Below are 23,982 nucleotides of genomic sequence, written 5' to 3'. Positions count from 1 at the left end.
ATGAAAACAAAGAAAATATTTTACACGGCTTTAATTATTGCATTGCCATTTGTTTGGACGAGTTGCAGCGACATTTTAGACGTTGAACCAAATGATGTAATTACAAAAGAAAATTTTTATAAAACGGAATCTGATTTTCAGGCCGCAACAGGACCTTTATACAACAAAGTTTGGTTCGATTTTAATGATAAATTCTATTACGGATTAGGAGATGGACGTGCCGCAAACATGTACGCACCTTTCTCAGATTACGTTTATCCGTTTACAGATTTAACAGAAACGGGATTAACAGGACCTTTGGTTTCGGCTTGGGCATCTTTGTATAATGTGATTCAGCAATCTAATAATGTGATTATTGGAATTTCTGGAAGTTCAATGAACGCAACTGTTAAAAACAAATATATTGCCGAAGCTCGCTTTATGAGAGGAACCGCTTATTGGTATTTGGCTTCGTTATGGGGAGATGTTATCATTTCTACTGACCCGAGCGAATTGGTAAAAAATCCAATCGTGAACAAAAATCCAATGAAAGATGTTTACGAATTTTCGATGCGTGATTTAGAATTTGCAGCTAAATATCTTCCAGAAACAGCAGGGCAAGCTGGACGTTTAACAAAATACAGCGCTTACGGAATGTTATCTCGTGTTTACTTATCATTTTCGGGAGTGAGCGACAATCCAAACAGCGGAACGCGCAATCAGGAATATCTTGATTTAGCCAAAAAAGCGGCAGAAAAAGTAATGAGTTCTGGACCTTATAGTTTAATGGCAAATTATGAAGATTTATTCATGATTGACAATAACAATAATACAGAATCGATGTTTGCGCTTCAATGGGTTCCTAATGGAGATTATGGAGTAAACAATACGCAGCAGGCCTATTTTGCATTAGGTTCTGATATTACAGGAGACGATGCAGCTTGGGGATATTGGACCAGAGCTTCTTATAATGTTTTACAAGAATATGAATCAAAAGATCTTCGCCGTAGAGCAACTTTTATGGGAGACAACGACCATTATGCTGAAATCAATAAAGCAAACGGCGGTTATACTGTAGATCACAGTGCTGATTTCCTTACAATTAAAAAAGGTGTTGTAGGTTCTACAAAAGACAATTCTAAAATTACCCGTATGAATTCTGCTTTAAATACTTACATGTTACGTCTAGCAGAAGTGTATTTGAACTATGCAGAAGCAGCTTTAGGAAACAATGCATCAACTGCTGATGCAACAGCGATTTCGGTTGTAAACAGACTTCGTACACGTGCAGGATTAAACCCAAAAACAATTTTGACTTATGCTGATATTATTCACGAAAGAAGAGTCGAATTGTGTATGGAAGGACAATACTGGTACGACTTAGTTAGAAGAGCTTACTACAAACAACAAGAAGTAATCAACTATATAACAGGACAAAACAGAGGAACAATAACTCCAATTTTATACGACACAGCAACAAATACAGTTACGGTTGATGCTTCAAAAGCTACAAGTCCGAGAGCAATTGGTGTAATCGATGCAACAATTTTCACACTTCCTTATCCAGAATCTGAATTGGTTCAGAATCCGTTATTGAGAGAAAATCCAGTTCCGTATCAGTTTACAGAAGAGAAAATAAAAGACTTATTCTAGTTTCAGAAATAAAAAACTAAAAGACATAAATATGAAATATATTTTAACTAAAAAGTATTGGGCACCAATTGCACTGTTAAGCATGATGGTTTTCGGTATGCTATTTACTTCTTGCGATAACAATGATTCAGAAGGAAGCACAATTACAATTACAAAAGTGTTTTTAGAAGACGTAAATTCATCTGTACCAGACAGAGAAGTAACTTTTGCCCGTTTAGGACAGCTATTGCGTATAGAAGGTTCTGGATTTTCAGGATTGAAGAAAGTTTACATAAACGGATACTCAACTTACTTTAATGTGGTTTTTGTTTCTAATAATTCAATGCTGGTAAGCGTTTCTGCAGATACCCCGATTTTAGAAGCAGATCCATCAGTAAGAAATACAATCCGTTTTGTCAATGATAATAACGAATTTACTTTTCCTTTTGAAATTAGAGCAGGGAGACCAGAAATTACGAGAATTTCAAATACAATGCCTAATGCAGGAGAAAAAATTACAGTTTACGGAAGTGGCTTAACAGAAGTAAGCAAAGTAGTTTTCCCAGGCAATGTTGAGGTTACAACTGGAATTGTTTCAGACGAAGATGGAGAATCATTTACAGTCGTGGTTCCAAATGGAGTTTCGGATAATGGAGGTTCAATATTCGTACAAGGATCAAATGGAGGAGTATATTCTCCAGCGTACTTTAACTGTAAAAGAGCTATTATTTTAGATTTTGACGGAAGAGGACAACATAGTTTCTGGGGAACACCACCAGCAACCGGTATGATTTTAGGAACTGATTTGGAATCAGCTTCAATTGGAGCAGGAAATCTTTCTCAAGGTAAATACGTACCGCATCGTCCATCTCGTCTTACTTCAATTGCAGCAGCTACAGGAAGAGCAACAGAAGTTTGGACAGGAGGAACAGGTGTTGATAACTGGAGAGCTCAATTTACTCCTTTTATTCCAGCAACCACACCGTTGGATAAAGTAGCATTTCAGTTTGATATCTATGTACCAGATGCATGGAAAGATTCAGGATATTTAAAAATATGTACAATTAATAATTTCAACGCAGGAGCATGGTCTGGAGGAGTGTATAATTATATTCCTTGGTTAGTTGATGGAAAATCCGTCGCTTTCCAGACTACAGGATGGGTAACGATTACTATTCCTTTAAACAAGTTTTATCAATGGTCTAAAGAAGCCTCAACATTTGAAACTGTTTTAGCTTATCGTGAAGCCGCAACGTATCAAAACTTTGGTATTTGGTTCGAAAATTTGGATGTAAAAATGAAAGATGTGCTAGGAAACACAAGTGAAGTAGAATTCCCTTCAAAAGCAACTTCTGTAAAAGTGTACACAGACAACTGGAGAATTGTACCATTAGACGCACCAGTTTATAATGATTTCCCTAACTAAAAAATGACCAAAATGAAATATATAAAGATATTACCTGTAATTGCTTCATCATTGTTGTTATTCGCTTCTTGCGATGACAACTTGATGGAGTGGGGAAAAGACCCAGAACATGGCGAAGTAACTGGAGCTGAGCTTCCGCTGGCTTTAGTAGAGAAAATAAGCCGTTACGAACCATTAAAAAACTATTCGGATTTTTCATTAGGAAACGGAATCGGAATCAGTTTATACATGAGCGATGCCACTTATAGAAAAATTGTAAACGAAAACTTTGACGAAGTTACACCAGGTTACGAAATGAAACACGGTGCCATGGTAAATGCTAAAGGAGCAATTGATTTTGCCAATGTGGATGCTTTTATCGCTGCAACAAAAAGCGCAGGATTAAAAGTTTTTGGACATACTTTAGTTTGGCATTCCAACCAAAATGCAAGTTATCTAAACGGTATTATTGCCCCAACAGTAATTCCAGGTTCAAGCGGCACAAATGTTTTGGATCTAACACCTATTAAAAGCGGAACTTTCACAGGATGGACTAGAAATAATCCAGGGAAAGGAATCACAACAGTTGCGAATTCTGGCCTAACCAGCACTTCTGCCGCAATCCAATTAGCATCAAGCGCAAGTTCTTCTGCAGCTTACAATTTGCAGCTTACTTCGCCAAATGTGCCAATTGTTTCAGGACATAATTATGAAATTTCATTTTATATCAAATCTGATGTTGCAGGTAAAGGGCGTATTTCATTCAATGCTTCATTAACCAACCAATATCCATACAAAGACTGGTTTGCAACAGGAGGAACATGGACAGAAGCATTTGCAACAACTTCTACTTGGCAGCAGGTAAAAATCAAATTGGCTCCAGGCGATTTTGCATCAGGAAGTACAAGTTTTCAGTTTAATTTAGATTTAGGATATCTTCCAAACGTAACGTATTTAATCGACGCCAATACTTTGGCAGTTGTTGATTTGGATGCCGCAACAGGACCAGTTAATCTGATTGCTAACGGAAATTTTAATTCAGGTATTACAGGCTGGAGTAAAGCCAACGGAGCAGCAGATGCTTTAAGTGCAGGAACAGGAGCTTCAAATGTTTATGAAGGAAGTGGATCAATGAAAGTAGTAAACGCTACATCTGATGCTTCGAACCAATGGAAAACTCAAATTCAGACCACTTTTACTTCTGCATTAGTGGCAGGAAAAAGCTATACTATTTCTTATATGATTCGTTCTGAAGCAAATGGTTCTGTAAGATGTTCAACAACACCATCAGGAGTAGCAAGTTATCAGGGAGATCAGACTACTACAACTACATGGAAACAAATCGAATGGAAAATTACAGCAAAAGGCGGTGAAACTGGTTTTGGTTTTGATTTAGGAGGAGCTGCTGGAACTTATTATATCGATAATGTTCTGGTAACTGATGGATCAACTACTGGCGGAGGACCTACAGCACCTGTAACAATTGAAAAAACAGATGCTGAGAAAACCAAAATTATTGGCGATGCCATGACAGATTGGATTTCTAAAATGATGACACACTATAAAACAAGCGTTTTCTCTTGGGATGTTGTAAATGAACCAATGAAAGAAGATGGAACATTAAGAAACGGAACTGAAGGTGATACAGCAACAGATTATTTCTCATGGGTAAAATATTTAGGAAAAGATTACGCTGTAAAAGCATTCAAATTGGCGCGCCAATACGGAAATGCAACCGACAAACTTTTCATAAACGATTACAACCTAGAATCTAGATTAGATAAATGTGACGGATTAATCGAATATGTAAAATACATTGAAAGCCAAGGCGCTCAAGTAGACGGAATTGGAACACAGATGCACATTGGCTTGACAACTGATAAAGACAAAATTGTTCAAATGTTCCAAAAATTGGCAGCTACAGGAAAATTGATCAAAATTTCTGAGTTAGATATTAGATTGGGTACTGCTACGCCAACAGTTGCACAACAGGCTTCTCAGGCAGAAATGTACCAATATGTTATTGATATGTACAAAAAATACATTCCTGTAGGGCAACAATACGGAATTACAATTTGGGGAGTATCTGATAATTCTAAAGAACATGAATACTGGCTTCCAAACGAATCTCCAAATCTTTGGGATGCAAATTATGTTCGTAAACATGCCTACAAAGGCGCAGCAGACGGACTTGCAGGAAAAGACGTGAGTTTAGGTTTCTCAGGAGAATTACAAAAACCTTAAATATTTAATTAGTAATTATCCATAGTGCAAATCTGTAAAAATGGTTTGTACTATGGATTATTTATTTTCTTAATTTTTACAGCTCAAGATCTATACGAGCAAAAAACAAATCGAAATGGCTTTTACTCATAAAACAAATCGAATCAGTTTTTTTATAAAAAACAGTTTCCTTCTAATGGCTTTATTGACGATCCAGTCTGGTTTTTGTCAAAACATACCCCATCTTCAGAAAAAAGGAAACAAAACACAATTAATTGTTAACGAAAAATCATTTTTGATTCGTGGAGGAGAACTTGGAAACTCTTCTGCCACAAGTATGGAAAGCATGGAAACCATTTGGCCAAAATTGGTAGACATGAACCTCAACACCGTTCTCATGCCTGTTTATTGGGAATTGATAGAACCAGAAGAAGGTAAATTTGATTTTCAGTTGGTAGATGATTTAATTCTTCGTGCAAGAAAAGAAAACTTAAAACTTGTTTTTCTGTGGTTCGGATCTTGGAAAAACAGTATGTCAAGTCATGCGCCAGAATGGGTAAAACTCAATCAGAAAAAATATCCAAGAGTTAAAGACGATACCAACAAAAGTCATGAGATTTTAACGCCTTTTAGCGAAAACAATCTTCAAGCCGATTTGAATGCATTCAAAAAATTAATGGCTCACATTAAAGATTTCGATCAAAAAGAGCAAACCGTAATCATGATTCAGGTTGAGAATGAAATCGGAATGCTGCCAACTGCCAGAGACTATCATCCATTGGCAAATGAAGCTTTCAAAAAAGAAGTTCCAAAAGAATTGCTGCAATACCTTCAAAAAAATAAAGAAAAACTTGTTCCCGAATTTTCAGAAATCTGGAAGAAAAACGGATTCAAAACAAAAGGAAACTGGGAAGAAGTTTTTGGAAAAGGACTTCATACCGATGAAATTTTTATGGCTTGGTATTTCTCAAAATTCACCAACATAATTGCCAAAGCAGGAAAAGATATTTATCCACTTCCTATGTTTGTAAACGCGGCTCTAAATGCACCAGAAAAAAAACCGGGACAATATCCAAGCGCTGGACCTTTGCCACATATTATGGATGTATGGAAAGCGGCTGGAAATGCGATCGATTTTTTAGCACCCGATTTTTACAATCCGTCGTTCAAACAATGGAATGATTTATTTACCCGTCAAGGCGATCCGTTATTTATTCCAGAACACCGTTTTGATGAAACCGCGCCTTTTAAAGGTTTATATGCCATTGGGCATTATGAAGCGATTGGTTTTTCGCCATTTTCAATAGAATCTGTTGCCGATGCCAAAAAAGAACCTCTAGGAAAAATATACGATTTAGTGCAACAGTTAACTTCAACAATTGAAGCCAATAAAGGACAAGGAAAAATTGACGGTGTTTTGTTAGACAAGGTAAATAATACGCAAATCATTAAAATGGGCGATTACGAATTCACTTTCAAACACGATTATACGCTAAATTGGTCAGATGGAGCAAAAGCTGAAACATGGCCAATGTCAAGCGCCATTATTATAGAAATTGCCAAAGATGAATTTTACATTTCAGGATCAGGAATTGTAGTTACTTTTAAACCTTTAAAAGGAAATGTAAATGCTGGAATTCTAAAAACCGATCAAGGCAAGTTTGAAAATGAAAAATGGAAAACCATCAGACATTTTAACGGAGATCAAACCCATCAAGGGAGACATTTAAGAATTTCAGTTGGAGATTACGAAATTCAAAAAATAAAATTATATAGTTACGAATAGGTTTTTTATTCGCCACGAATTTCCACTAATTATTTTAGCCACAGATTAAAAAGATTAACACAGATTATTTTTAAAAAATCCTTTTAATCCTTTTAATCTGTGGCAAAAAAAACATAATACAATGAAAAAGATACTTCTAGCATTTTTAATAACAGTTAGCATCAACGCACAAATAAAGCTTCCGCGATTGATAAGTGACGGAATGATATTGCAGCGCGATACAAAAGTTAATATTTGGGGCTGGGCATCGCCAAACGAAAAAGTCGAACTCGAGTTTAATCGTAAAACATACAAAACCACAACGGCTCAAGATGGAAAATGGTCGATTCAGCTTCCGTCTCAAAAAGCAGGCGGACCTTACGAAATGACTTTAAAAGCATCCAATACAATTGTCTTGAAAAATATCCTTTTTGGTGATGTTTGGCTGTGTTCTGGCCAATCGAATATGGAATTGCCGATGGATCGCTTAAAAGACAAATACAAAGATGTTATTGCAAAATCTGCAAATCCGCAAATCCGACAATTTTTGGTTCCCGATGAATATTACTTCGAAAAAGAAAGAAACGATTTTTCGTCTGGTTCGTGGGTTGAATCAAATCCTATAAACGTTTTACAGTTTACAGGCGTTGGCTATTTCTTTGCTTTAGAAATATACGAAAAGTATAAAATTCCAATTGGGTTGATCAACAGCGCTTTGGGCGGTTCTCCAGCAGAATCTTGGATTAGCGAAGAGAGCATTAAAAAATTCCCAGAATATTATCAGGAATATTTAAAATTCAAAGACGGAAAGCTAGAAAAACAAATCGACGAAAATGACCGAAAAGTAAGTTCAGAATGGTATAAAAAACTGAATGAAACCGATCTTGGACTGAAAGAGAAATGGAGGAATTCTGTTGAAACTTCAGATTGGAAAGTAATGAACATTCCAGGTTATTGGGCTGATGGAGAACTTGGAAAAACAAACGGTTCGGTTTGGTTTAAAAAAGATTTTGTTCTGGAAAAAGTAAAAGAAAATCAGGCAAAATTAATTTTAGGAAGAATTGTAGACGCTGATTCGGTTTTTGTAAACGGAAATTTTGTTGGAACAACTTCGTACCAATATCCGCCAAGAATTTATTCTTTTAATGCAAATGTTTTAAAAGAAGGTAAAAACGAGATTACAGTTCGCGTTATCAACAATTCAGGGAGAGGAGGTTTTGTAACCGATAAACCTTATGAACTCATTATTGGCGATAATACAGTTGATTTAAAAGGCGTTTGGAAGTACAAATTAGGTTCAAAAATGGAACCGCTTCCTGGACAGACTTTCGTTCGCTGGAAACCGGTCGGACTTTACAATGCGATGATTGCACCTTTGAAAAATTACCCAATAAAAGGCGTTTTATGGTATCAAGGAGAAGCCAATACCAAAAAGCCTTTGGAATATGGAGCTTTAATGGAATCTCTAATAACAAATTGGCGAGCACAATGGAAACAGGAAAATTTACCCTTTTTACTAGTGCAGCTTCCAAATTTTATGGATCCAAAAACAGAGCCTTCAGAAAGCAGTTGGGCAGCTTTGAGACAGCAGCAGTTAAATACGCTGAAAGTTCCGAATACAGGATTGGCTATAACTATAGATTTAGGCGAATGGAACGATATTCATCCATTAAATAAATATGATGTTGGCAGAAGATTAGCGCTTCAGGCAAAGAAGTTGGTTTATGGGGATAAAAACGTAACAGCTTCGGGTCCGATTTTTCAATCTATGAAACAAAATGGAAACAAATTGGTTTTAAGTTTTTCCAATATTGGATCTGGCTTCATGATTAAAAAAGAAAACGAATTAAAAGAATTCGCTATTGCGGGAACTGACGGAAAGTTTGTATGGGCAAAAGCGATTATTGAAGGTAATAAAATCGTAGTTTGGAATGACTCGGTTGCAAATCCTGTAAAAGTTCGTTACGCTTGGGCAGATAATCCTTCTGAAGCTAATTTATACAATAAAGAAGACTTACCAGCTTCGCCATTTGAAGCAGAGTTGAAGTAGAATTTATTTAGTTAGCGAGACCTTTGTCAAAGTTTAAAACTTTGACAAAGTTTGCCGTAAACATTTTTTTCTCAGGATAAATTCCGGAGGAATGAAATATTTATAGATTAATTAATCCGCTGTCGGCAAAAGCTCTAGAGGAGCGCCATAATTGTTTGTAATCAATATTTTACCTCGCTGGGGCTTTTTTGAAATGGGAATAATTGTTTCTATAAATATTTCGTCCCGCTGGGACTTGCGGTAAAATATTGATGTTTAAAAATTACTTCAAATTTTCTACGAGCATTTTCAAAAATGCCGTAACCGCTTTTTTTTCATATACTTCCTTCAAAGAAATAAGCATGGCAGTTCGTGTCATATTTTTGCCTTGAATCGGAATAGCGTACAAATCTTTCTCGTTTTCAATAGTAGTTTTGGTCAAAATAGTATGCCACTTTCCAGTTTTAATTAGTTCAAGTAACGTTGGAATATCGTTTATTTCAATCGTAACTTTTGGGTTTAAATTACTTTTTTCAAAAGCTTTATTGATAAATTGTGTCGTACTGAAACCACTCGACGGAAGTGCAAGCGGCAAAGAACTCACCTCATCTAGAGAAATACTTTTTTTATGAGTTAAAGGCGTCTCTGATGCTGTAACCAAAGCCATTGGCGAAGTAAACAGTTCGAGATATTTAAAGTGCGCTTCGGCAGCAATTTCTTCAAAAGTCAGGATTACATCAAGTTCAAAATGATTTAGTTTCTGAATTAATTCCTGCGAAGTTCCAAACACAATTTCGAATTGAATTTTAGGATATTCCGAACTAAACAAAATTAAAGCTTTTGTCACCACATGACGTAATGCATACGTTACGCCAATTGCTACTTTTCCCGTTTCCAGATTATTTAAGTCTTTTAGTAATTCCAATCCGTCAGAAGCTTTGTTGACAGATTGTTGGGCATAAACGGCAAACAGATCTCCAGCTTCGGTAAGCGTAATTCTTTTCCCGATTCGGTTAAAAAGCGGAACCTGCAATTCGTCTTCCAGTTGTTTAATTTGCTGCGATAATGTGCTTTGGCTAATATAAAGTGCCGAAGCGGCTTCAGTAAAATTCAGTAATTCTTTTGCTTTGAGAAAATATTTTAGTTGTCGGAGTTCCATTTCTAAATCGGTTTTATCGATTGATTTTATCGAAAAATAAGGTTTTACAAATATAGAAATTCTTAAGAACTTTGTCATGTTGCAAAATTAAAGCAGAAACAAAATGGAAATTATAGCATTACAAGAAGGAAATTATGTTGCCAATTCTAAAAAAGAATTTAAACTTTTGTCAGACGGATCAAACGATCCAGGTTTAAAAATGGCCATTCAGCCTTTTGTTGTTATCACCGATAATGATGTTATTTTATTAGATTTCGGATTAGGATTTGTAAATAATGGAGTTCCGTTTATTTATGAAATTTTACGAAAAAACAATATCGAACCTCAACAGATAACAAAAATTTTGGTTTCGCATTTACATAAAGATCATATTGAAGGAATTGGTTATTTTGAAAACGGAAATTTGGTTCAGAATTTTCCAAATGCGACAATTTATATTCAAAAACGCGAAATAGATTTTGCTTTAGAACAAATCAATAATCCGTCTTACGTTCCTGAAATATTGAATGAGTTGGAAAATCTTCCAAACGTGGAATTGTTAAATGCTGACAGCGGACAAATTACTAACGAAATTTTCTATGAAGTCTCTGCTGGACATACCCAATTTCATCAAGTTTTTTGGATTAAAGCCGATGATGAGATTGTTTTTTATGGAGCCGACGATTTACCACAAAAAATATATTGGTCCATGCATGTTGCCTATAAAACTGATTTTGACGGAAAACGCGCTAGGGAATCTCGCAAAAAATGGGAACAGCAGGCAAAAGATGAAAACTGGAAAGTGCTTTTTTATCACGATATGAAAGAGCCAATTCTAGAATTTATCGAAGAAAAAATGAAATACGTATCCTAAAGCTTTACAATCAATTTCAGCTTTAAAACAATAAAAGGAAAATTCAGATTAAATTATTTAGTCTGAATTTTTTTTTGGCAGAAAATAGAAGAAATAAAACGCTCTTTATTTTTTCTTCCAAAGAAGAACGCAGAATAGAAAATGCTTTGGTAATCTGTGCTTCGACAGTTTTTATTGAAACGTCAAGGTGTTCTGCAATTTCGATATTTGTTAAACCTTCTTTTTTACTCAGAATAAAAACCTCTTTACATTTTGGAGGCAGGTTTTGAATTTCTTTATTCACAGCATTCAAAACTCTTTGAAAAGCTTCTGAATCTTCTTCCTGAACAATTCCGTTCAAAGCATCGTAGTATGATTTTTCAAGAGAAAACAAAGACTGATTTTTTCGATATAAATCGATAAATTCATTATAAGTCAATTTATAAAGAAAGCTTTTTAGAGAATGATCTGCTTTTAATCTCGTTCGCTGTTCCCAGACTTTAATAAAAACATTTTGAACAATATCTTCGGCGCTGTAAACATTCTTAACCAGACTGTTGGCATATACGCAAAGTTTATGATGATAAGTATCAATAATGTAGGTATAAGCGCTTTCATCTCCATTTTTTAGAGATTCAATTAAAATAGTATTGTCGCTGTAATCCTCAATCTTCATAAAAACAAATATATAAATTAATAGTTTTTTAGGTTAAAAAGTAAACCGAATTTGCTCAAAACGACTTCTTTTTTACTTTTCTATTTGAAATTTATTACAAATAAAAAAGGAATAAAAATGCAAATATAAATCTTTTACTTTATAATTTCTACCTAATTAGTAGGGTTTTGTTGAAAGAAAACACTTGCATGAAATAAAAAAATCATCAAAATGAAAAAAACTTTATCAAATTGTTAGGGTTTTGTTTTTTAGCTTCGTAATAATATTAAAAACGACTAAAATGACAGTAAAAAAGTCAGAGCGACTAATTGTTAAATTTATCACAAATCAAGCCTCTCAAGAAGAGATTGAGCAGCTTACAGAGTGGTTAAAAGAAGAAGAGAATCAAATTGTATTCAAGGATTTTATAAAAACCAATTATGCAATTGATACTGCTTTGAACACTTTTGATTCTACTGAAGTTAGGAAACAGCTTTCTGATAGAATGGCTAAAGAGAAAAATGTGTTTTATAAAAGAAGGTTTTCGTCTTATTATAAATATGCTGCGATTTTGGTTGTGGCTTTAGGTGGATTTTATTTTTATAAAAATTCTGTTTCTGAACAAGTTAAACAAAATGTTATTGTTCCGCGAGTAGATGAAATTGTTTTACAATTTGGCAACGGATCTTCAGAAACTATTGATACTTCTGAAGAAAAAAATCTAACTGATAAAGAGGGAAATATTATTGGAAAACAGGAAAAAAACCGACTGGTTTATAATAAAGCTTTTGCTTCTGGAGAATTGGTTTACAATACATTGAAAATTCCGTACGGGAAAAAATTTGATGTACAGTTATCAGACGGAACTGTGGTGCATTTAAATTCTGGAACTTCATTACGATATCCGGTGCAGTTTGTCAAAAACAAAAGCAGAGAAGTGGACTTAATAGGAGAGGCTTATTTTGAAGTAAGTAAAGACAAAGCGCATCCGTTTACGGTAAAGGCGCAGGAAGTAAATGTTGAGGTTTTGGGAACCAAGTTCAATGTTGATTCTTATAGCAACAATAGTAGTACAGATGTGGTTTTGGTTGAGGGAAAAGTTTCGCTTTATAAAAATCAGAAAACAAACCAAAATCAGGTTTATTTAATGCCAGGTTATAAAGGCTCGAATCAGAAAGGTGCAGACGATATAAAAATAGAACAAGTTAATACAGATTATTATACTGATTGGTTAAAAGGAAGCTTGGTTTTTAAAAATGCCTCTTTTGATGATATTATCAAAAAGCTGGAACGCAAGTATAATGTGACTTTCATTAATAAAAATAAAACGCTTGGGAAAGAAATTTTTAATGCTCGTTTTGATAACGAACCGATTGAGGTGGTTTTAAAATATTTCAGTGACAGCTATAAGATTGATTATGATATTGACCGAGACAGAATTACGATAAAATAAATTATCAATTAATAATTCATAATTAACAATTAAAAAAAAGCCTATGTAACAAAATCCAAAAATGAAAAGGATCGTTATAAAAAAACCGGAAAATGCGCCAACATTTCCCGGCAGAGTATATGCGGTCAGTTAATTAACCAACCAACATTAAAAAACATTTTAAAAGTATGAAAAAACTCTTGAACAGAATCAGGTTTGATAAGCCTTTTTTGAAATTTGATTTGAAAATGAAATTGACCACATTATTTCTGCTAACTGCCTTAACAGTAATGCACGCCGGAACCACTTATTCTCAAAAAAACAAGATTTCTTTTAATGCCAGCAACATGACCGTTGCCAAAGTGATTGAAAGACTTGAATATACTACAGATTACAGATTTGTGTACAATGTGAGATCTGTAGATTTAAACAGAGTAATCGACGTAAATGCATACGAAACTTCGATCGAAGTTATTTTAAACAAAATTTTTAATAATACCAGTACCGATTTTAAAGTATCAGGAAATCATATTATTCTGACGCCTAAAAAAATGACTGCCGAAAAACCGATTGAAACAAAAAAGGAAGTGGCTGATTTTATCGTAAAAGGTAGGGTTACAGATGAAAAAGGAATGCCTTTAGTTGGTGCAGCAGTTGCTGATAATGGCTCTGGAAGAGGTGTAAACACTGATTTTAATGGAGAATATCAGATTATTGCAGTAAGTAGCGAAACGACTTTGGCTTATTCTTATTTAGGATATGTAAGACAGGAAATAAAAGTTGAAGGAAGAAGTGTTATCAATGTTGTTTTAAAAGAAGATGTGCAGCAATTAGAAGGTTTGGTTTTAACAACTGGATATCAGAATATTTCGGCTGAAAAAATAACAGGTTCTTTCTCCAATCTGAAAGCAAAAGAGTTTCAGGAGCAGCGTTTGAGCAGTATGGATAAAATTTTGGAAGGACGTATTGTTGGATATCAGGATGGCAAAATTCGTGGTACTACAACTATGAGAGGTGTAGTTTATCCTCTATACGTTATTGACGGATTTCCTGTAGAAAGTACAAAACTAACGCCTTATGCCACTATAGAAGAAAATGTGCCGAATCTGAATCTAGAGGATATCGAAACGATTACAGTTTTAAAAGATGCGGCAGCGGCTTCTATTTATGGTTCTCGTGCAGCAAATGGAGTGGTAGTTATTACAACAAAAAAAGCAAAAGCGGGAAAAACAAATATTTCGTTCTCAAGCAATTTAACCGTTAAGCCTTATAGAAATTATACTGGAAATCTTACTGATTCTGGTGATATTATTGGTTTAGAAAAAGGCTGGGCGGCAGGAAACCCAAATCTGCAAGGAGCAAATGCTGGAACTTATGCGCAATCATTATTAAATAATGCTGCATTTACAAGTTTAGGAATGAATACTTTATTAAATGGTTATGCAGGTAAAATTTCTATGGCAGAAATGAATAATCGTTTAAATACACTTGGTGCACAGGGATATAAATATTATGATGATATTGCAAAATATGCTAAACGTGATCAGTATTTTATGCAGCACAACCTTAGTTTAGGTAAAGCAAGCGAAAACAATACTTTTAATGCATCGATTACTTACAAAGACAATCAGCTTGAAGATATGTATTCTGAGAATCAGTCAGTGGGAATTAATCTGAAGAATTCTACTCAAATTAACAGCTGGCTTTCTTTAGATTTAGGTACTTATTTAAATTACGGAACAGGAGATACACAAAGTTATTTTGCATCAGCTCCCGGATTTAAATTTCAGGCGTACAATCAATTGGTCAATAATGATGGAAGTAATTTTGTTTCTACAGCGGCGTCTCGCTACAATAATTTTACGCTTCAGTCTATGCAGAATTACGGACTGTATAATATGGATATTACGCCGATGGATGAATTTGGAAGAAATCTTGTTGAAAATAAAAACTTTCTAAACAGAACGTACGCAAAGTTTAACGTTAAATTCAGCAAAGCCTTTACATACAATGCGATGTTCCAATACGAATATGGCGCAGATCGTGCAGAACAGCTTTCTGGCAAAGATTCTTATTACGTAAGAAAGAGAGTAAACGAATTGGTTACTATTGTAAACAATAAAGCGGTTTACAATCTTCCTTATGGCGATATTATAAAAGAAACCAATCAGTTTACAAACGCTTACAATTTCCGTCAGCAGTTAAACTTCAATCAGACTTTTAATGAAAAACATGATTTTTCTGCCATTGCAGGTATGGAAATTCGTCATACAAAATTAGAATTCAGCAATAATACACGCTATGGTTATGATTCTCAAACTTTAGGTTTTGCGCCAATAAATCAAGCAGATTTACTTAAAGTTTACGGAGGAGTTTTTGGAGGTTACATGATTCAAGACGATTTTTCACTAGAAAAAGAAATGCTAAACCGTTTTGTCTCTGTTTACTCAACAGGCGGATATACCTATGATGGAAGATACACCGTTTCTGGAAGTATACGTATGGATCGTTCTAATCTTTGGGGAACAGACAGTAAATATCAAAATAAACCAACTTGGTCTGCTGGAGCAGGATGGAATATTGACAAAGAATCTTTCTTCAAAGTTTCGTGGGTAGATGCGCTTAAAGTACGAGCTTCTTATGGTATTTTAGGAAATGTTGCTAAAGATACAGCGCCTTATTTAACAGCATATTACAACTCTAATTCAAATGTTGGAGGAACTCAAGGAACTGTTAGATCAAGACCAAATCCTGAATTATCTTGGGAAAAAACAACAACAACCAACATTGGTTTGGATTTTTCATTGTTCAAAAGCAGATTAAGCGGAAGCTTAGATCTTTACAACAAAAAAGGAGAAGATTTATTGGCAAGCAGTCAGGGAATTCCAACAGAAGGCTGGGGGTATTCTACTTATACCATCAACAATGGAGGAATGACAAATAAAGGAATCGAGGTAACTTTGAGAGGAACAATCGTAAAAACACCTTCATTCTCATGGGATGCTGCTATTTTGTATGCTAATAATAAAAATAAAGTAGATTTTATAAATGTAAAAGCACCAGTTTATTATTTACAGTTAGATCAAGCACAATCTTTTCCGAGAGTTGGAACAAGTTTTAACTCTATTTACGGTTACAAATGGGCAGGACTAAGCAGTACAGGACTGCCGCAGGTTTATGACGCAAACGGAACAGCTGTAAAATACAATCCGGGGCAACTTGATGCTATTAAAGATTATGGTTCAACAGTACCAACTCACAGCGGATCATTCCATACTTCAGCTAATTACAAAAATTTCTCGCTCTCAGCACTTTTCGTTTACGAGTTAGGACATAAAATTAGAAATAGCTACTTGCCAATGCTAAGCAATAATTATAATAGCGCAATGGGTGGTTATGTAACAGATATTACGGTTGTAAACAATCATATTAGAGATCGTTGGCAGCAGCCAGGAGACGAAGCATTTACAAATGTTCCAAGAGTTGTTTATGAGTATGAACCCGATTTTAGTTCAGATTCACAAACTATTTATTCATACGCAGATATTAACATTTTAGACGCTTCAAATATTAGATTGAGCAACGTTTCATTAGCTTATCAAATGCCAAAAGAATTGATGAAGAGAGTAAAATTAGATGGAGTTCGTTTTAATCTAAATGCCGAAAACGTGTTTACTGCAGCAAAAAGCAGAGATGCCAAATTCTTATTGAATGGTTTCCAATCTCCAAGTTTTGTTTTTGGTGTAAATGTTAACTTTTAATTTTTAAAGACGAGACAATGAAAAATATATATAGAAATGTAGTGTGCCTATTAGCTTTAGGATTGACTTTGGCATCTTGCGAAAATTATCTAGACGATATTCCTAAAGGATCAAAAACACCAACCACCTTGGCAGATTTTGAAGCTTTTTTGAGAGATGAATACACCAACCAGAGAGTAGACGTTTTACCTGCTTTGCACGTATTAAACGATCAGTTTGTAAACGCTGCAACTTTATCAAGCAATAGATTGTATAATGCAAACTATATGTGGGATGAAAATGCAAATCGTATCGAATTGAAACCATCAGATGAAGGAACTTATTATGGAGGTTATCAAGGAATTTCTACTTTTAATTTAATAATCGAAAATGCTTTAACAACAACAAAAGCAACAGAACAGGAGCAAAGAGTTGTTTGGGCTCAAGCAAAATTGTTGCGTGCCATGAATTATTTTAATCTGGTAAATTTTTACGCAGATACGTATGTGGCTTCAACAGCATCGACAAAATTATCTGTTCCGTTAATTACGAGCGCCAACATTAATGCGCCAAGCAAACAAGTAACTATTCAGGAATTATATGATTTTATTTTAAATGATATTAAAGAGGCGCTGCCTTATCTGCCGAAAGTTTCTCAGACGGCGCTGCATCCAAATTTAGGGGCTGGTTATGCTTTCAATGCAAGAGTTAATCTGCAGATGAATAATTATGCAGAAGCGTTAAAAAATGCAGATTTAGCTTTGACAGAAAATAATAAATTATATGATTGGATTGGATATTACAATGCCAATAAAGCAGTGATCGATGTTCCCAATTCTTATACTACAACTCCATCTCCAATGGGATTCAATTATGTCGAAAATTATACGTTTCGTCACGGAAGCTCTTCAAATTTAGGAGCAGAATTTGACATTCCGGTAGAACGTGCACAGCGTTTTGAAACAGGCGATGCAAGATTTATTTCCCGATGGAAAATTAGAACAGTAGGCGCTGAGACTTCATATAGAAGAACTTTGACTGGAGCTTTCAATTTTGGAGGAATCACAACCGTAGAGGTTTATTTAATTAAAGCAGAATGTCTGGCTCGCGATAATAAAATTAGTGAAGCGTTGGGAGTTTTAAATACTGTTCGTAAAACACGTATTCTTCCAGCTTCTTATCAAGATATTTCAACTACTGATAAAACAACAGCTTTGAATGCCATTTATAGAACAAAAAACAATGAACTGATTATGACACTTATTCCATATGCAGATGCACGCCGTTTAAATGCAGAAGGAATCTACAAAGTTAGTTTCACAAAAGTAGCTGGTGGTAAAACATACACACTTTCTTCAGACTCTCATTTATGGACGTCTCCGTTCCCTCAAGGAGCAATAAATAATCCAGGAAACGGAACAATAACACAAAACGTAGATAAATAATAACTGTAAAGCTTCCTGATTAGGAACTCCAAAAAGGAAGCTTTTCTTAAAATATCAATCAAAAATGAATACAATTAAATATAAAATATTAGGATTGTGTATCTGTTTGTTTATGATTTCAAACAACGGTCAGGCACAAAAGAAAAAAACAGCTTCTCCTGCAGCAACGTCTTATTCTATTGAAGGAAATATTACAGGGTTAATCGATGGAACAGCTGTAAAATTAATTCCAGGAGCAACACATACTTCTGAACCGCCAGTTGCTGAAACAACATTAAAAGAAGGGAAATTTACTTTTTCAGGAAAATTAAACGAACCACGTTTTTTCTATGTTGTCTTTGGTAAAAACAAAGGAAATATTTCTGTAATGGTCGAAAATGCAAAAATAAAAGTATCAGCAGCTGGTACAGTTTCAGATAAAGAAGGAGAGTGGATAACATTTAAAGATGTAGTAATTACGGGCTCTAAATCACATGATTACTATGCCAAAGAAATTGCTTATAAAGATCAGCTTGATAAAGACTATAAAGCGTATCACACAAAAGATTCGGATGAATTAAGTAAATTAATCGGTGCGGCAAGACGCGATAAAAATATAAAAGCGGTAGACTCACTTCAGAATCTTCCAGTTTGGAAAAAATTTGAAGCAGATGAAAAAGCATTTTTTACAAATGTCGAAAAAACAACATTAGCTCTTATTGCAAAACATAAAGCAACTTGGTGGGGGCCATTCTTTATGATGACTTCTTACAGTTATTTTACTCCAGAACAAAAGCCAATTTACGATCAATTTTCTGATGTGGCAAAGAAAAGCTACTACGGACAAATTTTAGATAAAGATTTGAATCCTAAATCTTTAATTGGAACAAGTATAGCAAATTTTAGTTTAAAAGATAAAGACGGAAAAGCATATAGTGCAAAAGATATTGTAGCAGGAAAAAAATATATTTTGGTAGATTTTTGGGCTTCTTGGTGCGGTCCATGTCGAAAAGAAATTCCGAACTTAAAAACGGCTTATGCTGAATATGCCCCAAAAGGATTTGAAATTTTAAGCGTGTCGATTGATAAAGACGAAAAAGCTTGGCATAAAGCACTTGGACAAGAAAACATGCAATGGCACAATCTTCTGGACGATGATAAAGTGAGTAAATCATTCAATGTAAAAGCAATTCCGGCAACTTATTTAGTAGATAGTAAAGGTGTAATTATTGGCGACAATTTAAGAGGTGCAGAATTGGAAGCGAAATTAAAAGAGCTTTTGAAATCTTAAATCGATTGCAATTTTTTAAACACATAGAAACATAGTTTTTATGCGAATGAAAAATAAAATAAAGTTAAAAGAGAAATTTATTTCTCATACATAGAAAAGCTATGTTTATTTTAAATAAGTGAAACGACTTTTTAAAGTTTGCAAAATCTATGTTTCTATGTGTTGAAAAAAACATCGCAGTTTAAATAACAAATAAAAAAATATCAACATGAAAAGTACAATCTTAAAATCAGGTTTATCGGCGTTAGCATTACTGACCGTGCTGAATTCTTGCTCTAAAAAAGAAGAAGGATTTACAATCAATGGCACAATCGCTGGACTGGATAAAGGAATGGTTTATCTGGAAAATACAGATGAAAAAGGAAATAAAAAAATTGCAGATTCAGCGCAAATACAAAAAGACGGAACTTTTACTCTAGCAGGAAAAGTTTCAGAACCGTTATTGCATACGATTAAATTAAAAGGGGAAGAATACGGTGCTTATTTTCTTTTATCGAATGAAGAAATAAAAGTGGAAGCTAAAAAGGATTCTATTTTCAAAGCTAAAGTTACGGGAGCAACTCAAAACGATATTTATAAATCGTTTTACGATAACGAGTTCAAAAAAATACAAAATATTGCTGGTCCAATTTATAAATTATCCGATTCGTTGACACAAGGCGGAAAAGTGAAATTAACTCCAGAACAGCAAACGGCAATGGATAAAAAATGGAAAGATCTTCAATCTTTTGCCGATGATTTAACGGATAAATTTATCAGAAAAAATAAAGATAAAATAGCTGGTGCTTTGGTAATTAATGACCGAATTGTTTCGTACGGAACACCAGAACAGGTAAAAATGTATTACGGAGTTTTAACTCCAGAAATACAGAAATCGGTTTACGGAAAACAGCTCAAACAGGCGATTGATCTTAATGATAAAACTGCTGTGGGTGTTACAGCACCAGAGTTTTCTCAAACAGATGTAAACGGAAAAGTGGTAAAACTTTCAGACTATAAAGGTAAATATGTTTTAGTAGATTTCTGGGCAAGCTGGTGCGGTCCTTGCCGAAAAGAAAATCCAAATGTAGTTTTAGCTTATAAAACCTATCATGAAAAAGGATTTGACGTTTTGGGAGTTTCTCTAGACGACAAAAAGAAACTTTGGGAAAAAGCAATCGAAAAAGACGGTTTAACTTGGACGCATGTTTCAGACTTAAAAGGATGGCAGAATGAAGTGGCTGTTTTATACGGTGTAAAAATGGTTCCGACTAACTACTTAATTGGTCCAGACGGAAAAATCGTGGCTAAGAACCTTAGAGAAGCTGAACTTCAATCTAAACTGAAGGAAATTTTTAGTAAATCGTAAATATTCAGTGTTCAGTATTTAGTGTTCAGTTGCAGTTTAGTATTGCACTGAACTGAACACTAAATGCTGGACACTGAACACTCCAATAAAATCTCTCAACAAAAAATGAAAAAATACATCTTTCTGGGCTATTGCTCACTAGCTTTCTGCGCGCTTGTTTCAGCGCAAAGTAAATTGGTTAACTTCAAGAAAATAAAAGAATTAGGCGGGATAGAAGAATATTTATACCAGCCAAACGGAATGAATATTTTGCTTTTGCAAGACAATGCTTCACCAGTTGCAACTGTACAAATTGTATATCGAGTAGGTTCTAAACATGAAGTTTTAGGAAACACGGGATCAACGCATCTTTTAGAACATTTAATGTTTAAAGGAACTTCAATTTTCAACAAGAAAAACGGAAATTCGATTACAGATGTTCTGCAGAATACAGGAGCACAATTGAATGCAACAACTTGGTACGATCGCACCAATTATTTTGAAACATTGCCAAGTGATAAAATAGAACTGGCAATTCAAATCGAAGCCGACAGAATGCGTAATTCTTTATTATTAAAAGAAGATAAAGAAGCAGAAATGACGGTGGTTCGTAACGAATTTGAGCGTGGCGAAAATGATCCGAACAGTTTATTGGATAAAGAAATTTGGGCTTCGGCGTATATTGCACACCCATACCATCATTCGACAATTGGTTGGAAATCGGATATTGAAAAAGCTCCGATTGAAGTATTGAAAAATTTCTATAATACCTATTATTGGCCAGATAATGCGACTTTAACCATTATTGGAGATTTCAAAAAAGAGAATGTTTTTGAATTAGTAGAAAAGTATTTTGGGAAAATTACAAAAGCGCCAAATGCAATGCCACAGCCTTATACGCAAGAACCCCAGCAATATGGTGCGCGAAAAATTACGGTGAAAAAGCCAGGAGAATTGGGAGTTGTAAGCAAAGCCTATAAAATTCCGGGAGCTTTGCACGAAGATCTTCCTGCATTGAATATTCTAGGTCAGATTATTGGGGTTGGACCATCTGCAATTTTAAATAAAACTTTCGTTGATACGCGTTTAGGAATTTATGCATATGCTAGCGCAACTAACTTTAAAGAAGTTGGACTTTTTACAATTGGCGTTGGTTTTCCAACTACTTCAAAACATGAAGATATTGAAGCTAAAATTAGCGAAGTTGTGGCTAAAATTCAGAAAGAAGGCGTAACTCAAGATGAGGTGAATCGAGTTGTAGCAAAAATTAGTGCGCAGACTATTTTGGCTCGCGACGGTTCTGGCGTAATTGCATCTGAATTAAATGAGGCAATCGCTTCTGGAGATTGGACGGACTACATTAAAGGAGTTGATAGACTTAAAAAAGTAACTCCAGCAGATGTTTTGCGAGTGGCTCAAAAATATCTGGTTGAAGACCAGAGTACAACAGGATATTTTATTCCGAAACAAGCTGGTGCTCAAAATCAGGACACGGCAAAAGCGGTTAATTATATGCCAGAAAATGGACCGTTCTATTATAGACATTCAGACGATAGACATATTCATGAAGAAAAATCATCTGCTCCATCTTTAGTTACGAATACGTCAGAAGAGCTGATTTCTTTCGAAAATGCCACTGAAAAATCGGCTTCTGCTTTCAAGAGAGAAAAAGTATCAGGAATTGATGTTGTTTCGGTAAAAACTTCAGCAAAAGATTTTGTAACTATTGCTGCCAGTATTTCGTTAGGAAATTATGCAGGTGAAACTAAAAATGATATGATTCCAGCGCTTACGGCTTCAATGCTGTCAAAAGGGACAACGTTAAATGATAAATTTAAATTCTCAGAAAAACTTCAAAAACTGGGTGTTTCGTTAAATGTAAATGCCTCAGCTTTCAAAGTAAATATAGGATTTAAATGTCTAAAAAAAGATTTAGACCAAGTAATTGCTTTATTGGCAGAAGAATTAAGAAATCCGTTGTTTGATGCCAAAGAATTCGAAAATTTAAAACAGCAATTTATTGGAAATACACAGCAGGATTTAAACGATCCAGGAGAAAGAGGAAGCATTGCATTATCTCAGGCGATTTATCCAAAAGTAAATCCAAATTACAGTTTAAGCGTTGAGGATAATATCGCAAACATTAAAAATGCAACTTTGGATGAAGTGAAAGCTTTCCACAAAAAATATTTCGGAACAGCTTCAATGAGACTTGTAATTGTGGGAGATACCGATGGAGCAAATTTAAATGCTTCATTAAAAAAATCATTTAAAAATTGGAATGGAGGAGTTACTGAAAAACTAAAATTTGAAGAAGCTACAAAAGCAGCATCAAAAACAGAAGTGGTTACAATTTCAGAAAAACCAAGCGCCGAATTATTCATCGGACAGTTTACAGGTTTAAAAAGAGCCGATGCCGATTATATTCCGTTTTACATTGGAAATTACACTTTAGGTGCAGGTTTTGCAGGACGTCTAATGCAGACTGTTCGTGATAATGATGGTTTAACATACAACATTTCTTCTGGATTGGGAGGAAACGTAGAAACTGGCGGATACTGGTTTGTAAATGCTTCTTTCAATCCGAATCTATTTCAAAAAGGGTTGGATGCGACTATGGTTCAAGTGGATAAATGGGTAAAAAACGGTATCACAGCCGAAGAATTAGCAAACAAGAAAACTAATCTTATTGGAAGTTTTAAAGTTGGAATGTCAACCACAAGCGGTATGGCCAGAACGATTTTGGGTTTTATCGAAAGAGGTTTGGAGCCAACATACATTGACCAGTACCCAAAAGATATCGAAAAAGCAACTTTACAGCAGGTAAACGATGCGATTAAGAAATACATTCAATTGGATAAAATGATTGTCATTAAATCGGGTTCTCTAGATAAAGATGGAAATCCTTTGAAGTAGTATTTAGTAGTAATCAGTGGTCAGTTTTTTTTAGTATTCAGTCTCAGCTAGGAAAAACAACTTTGTCAAAGTTTTAAACTTTGACAAAGTTTCAGACTGCGACTGAATACTAAAAAAAACTGACCACTGACCACTAAAAACTAATAACTAATAACAATAATTTTAATAGTCGT

At 34.7% G+C, this 23,982-nt stretch carries 14 protein-coding genes; 12 read left to right on the top strand and 2 right to left on the bottom strand.

Features of this window, described 5'->3' with window-relative positions:
* The 5 genes from AAYQ05_RS08430 (at position 1) to AAYQ05_RS08410 (ending at position 9,054) form a co-directional block, all read left to right on the top strand.
* Positions 1-1,632, top strand: coding sequence for a RagB/SusD family nutrient uptake outer membrane protein (locus AAYQ05_RS08430; RefSeq protein ID WP_343542608.1), 1,632 nt, complete (start codon positions 1-3; stop codon positions 1,630-1,632).
* Positions 1,633-1,663: 31 nt separating this feature from the next.
* Positions 1,664-3,037: a glycan-binding surface protein gene (locus AAYQ05_RS08425; RefSeq protein ID WP_343542607.1), complete on the top strand. Its 1,374-nt coding sequence runs from the start codon at positions 1,664-1,666 to the stop codon at positions 3,035-3,037.
* Positions 3,038-3,049: 12 nt separating this feature from the next.
* Complete coding sequence (locus tag AAYQ05_RS08420; protein WP_343542604.1) at positions 3,050-5,260, top strand: endo-1,4-beta-xylanase; 2,211 nt, start codon at positions 3,050-3,052, stop codon at positions 5,258-5,260.
* 115 nt (positions 5,261-5,375) lie between these two features.
* Entirely contained in the window at positions 5,376-7,025 is a 1,650-nt protein-coding gene (locus AAYQ05_RS08415; RefSeq protein ID WP_343542603.1) for a GH35 family beta-galactosidase, read from the top strand.
* Positions 7,026-7,146: 121 nt separating this feature from the next.
* Positions 7,147-9,054: a sialate O-acetylesterase gene (locus tag AAYQ05_RS08410; RefSeq protein ID WP_343542601.1), complete on the top strand. Its 1,908-nt coding sequence runs from the start codon at positions 7,147-7,149 to the stop codon at positions 9,052-9,054.
* 262 nt (positions 9,055-9,316) lie between these two features.
* Here AAYQ05_RS08410 and AAYQ05_RS08405 read toward each other — a convergent pair whose 3' ends face one another.
* Positions 9,317-10,270 carry a LysR substrate-binding domain-containing protein gene (locus AAYQ05_RS08405; RefSeq protein ID WP_343542599.1) on the bottom strand — a complete coding sequence of 318 codons (954 nt, stop codon included), beginning with the start codon at positions 10,268-10,270 and terminating at the stop codon, positions 9,317-9,319.
* Between the two features lie 25 nt (positions 10,271-10,295).
* Here AAYQ05_RS08405 and AAYQ05_RS08400 point away from each other — a divergent pair, with 25 nt between their 5' ends.
* On the top strand, positions 10,296-11,045 hold the full coding sequence (locus AAYQ05_RS08400) for an MBL fold metallo-hydrolase (protein WP_343542598.1): 750 nt from the start codon (positions 10,296-10,298) through the stop codon (positions 11,043-11,045).
* Between the two features lie 43 nt (positions 11,046-11,088).
* On the opposite strand, the gene AAYQ05_RS08395 is transcribed toward AAYQ05_RS08400, so the two are convergent.
* Entirely contained in the window at positions 11,089-11,700 is a 612-nt protein-coding gene (locus AAYQ05_RS08395) for an RNA polymerase sigma factor (protein WP_343542596.1), read from the bottom strand.
* 280 nt (positions 11,701-11,980) lie between these two features.
* Here AAYQ05_RS08395 and AAYQ05_RS08390 point away from each other — a divergent pair, with 280 nt between their 5' ends.
* From AAYQ05_RS08390 to AAYQ05_RS08365, 6 genes are all read left to right on the top strand, one after another.
* Positions 11,981-13,132, top strand: coding sequence for a FecR family protein (locus AAYQ05_RS08390; RefSeq protein WP_343542594.1), 1,152 nt, complete (start codon positions 11,981-11,983; stop codon positions 13,130-13,132).
* 167 nt (positions 13,133-13,299) lie between these two features.
* The gene (locus tag AAYQ05_RS08385; RefSeq protein ID WP_343542591.1) at positions 13,300-16,872 is read left to right on the top strand and encodes a SusC/RagA family TonB-linked outer membrane protein; all 3,573 of its coding nucleotides are present in this window, start codon (positions 13,300-13,302) and stop codon (positions 16,870-16,872) included.
* Positions 16,873-16,889: 17 nt separating this feature from the next.
* The gene (locus AAYQ05_RS08380) at positions 16,890-18,296 is read left to right on the top strand and encodes a RagB/SusD family nutrient uptake outer membrane protein (RefSeq protein ID WP_343542589.1); all 1,407 of its coding nucleotides are present in this window, start codon (positions 16,890-16,892) and stop codon (positions 18,294-18,296) included.
* A 64-nt stretch (positions 18,297-18,360) separates the two neighbouring features.
* Positions 18,361-19,566, top strand: coding sequence for a redoxin domain-containing protein (locus AAYQ05_RS08375; protein ID WP_343542586.1), 1,206 nt, complete (start codon positions 18,361-18,363; stop codon positions 19,564-19,566).
* A 208-nt stretch (positions 19,567-19,774) separates the two neighbouring features.
* A complete protein-coding gene (locus AAYQ05_RS08370) occupies positions 19,775-20,914 on the top strand; it encodes a redoxin domain-containing protein (protein WP_343542584.1) in 1,140 nt (379 codons plus the stop codon).
* A gap of 105 nt (positions 20,915-21,019) precedes the next feature.
* Positions 21,020-23,809, top strand: coding sequence for a M16 family metallopeptidase (locus AAYQ05_RS08365; RefSeq protein WP_343542581.1), 2,790 nt, complete (start codon positions 21,020-21,022; stop codon positions 23,807-23,809).
* The last annotated feature ends 173 nt before the right edge of the window (positions 23,810-23,982 follow it).

It is taken from the genome of Flavobacterium movens, from assembly GCF_039581425.1.
GTDB classification, from domain to species: Bacteria; Bacteroidota; Bacteroidia; order Flavobacteriales; family Flavobacteriaceae; genus Flavobacterium; species Flavobacterium luteolum.
Note: the sequence above shows the minus strand (reverse complement) of the source record. Positions and strands in the feature narration are given on the sequence as shown.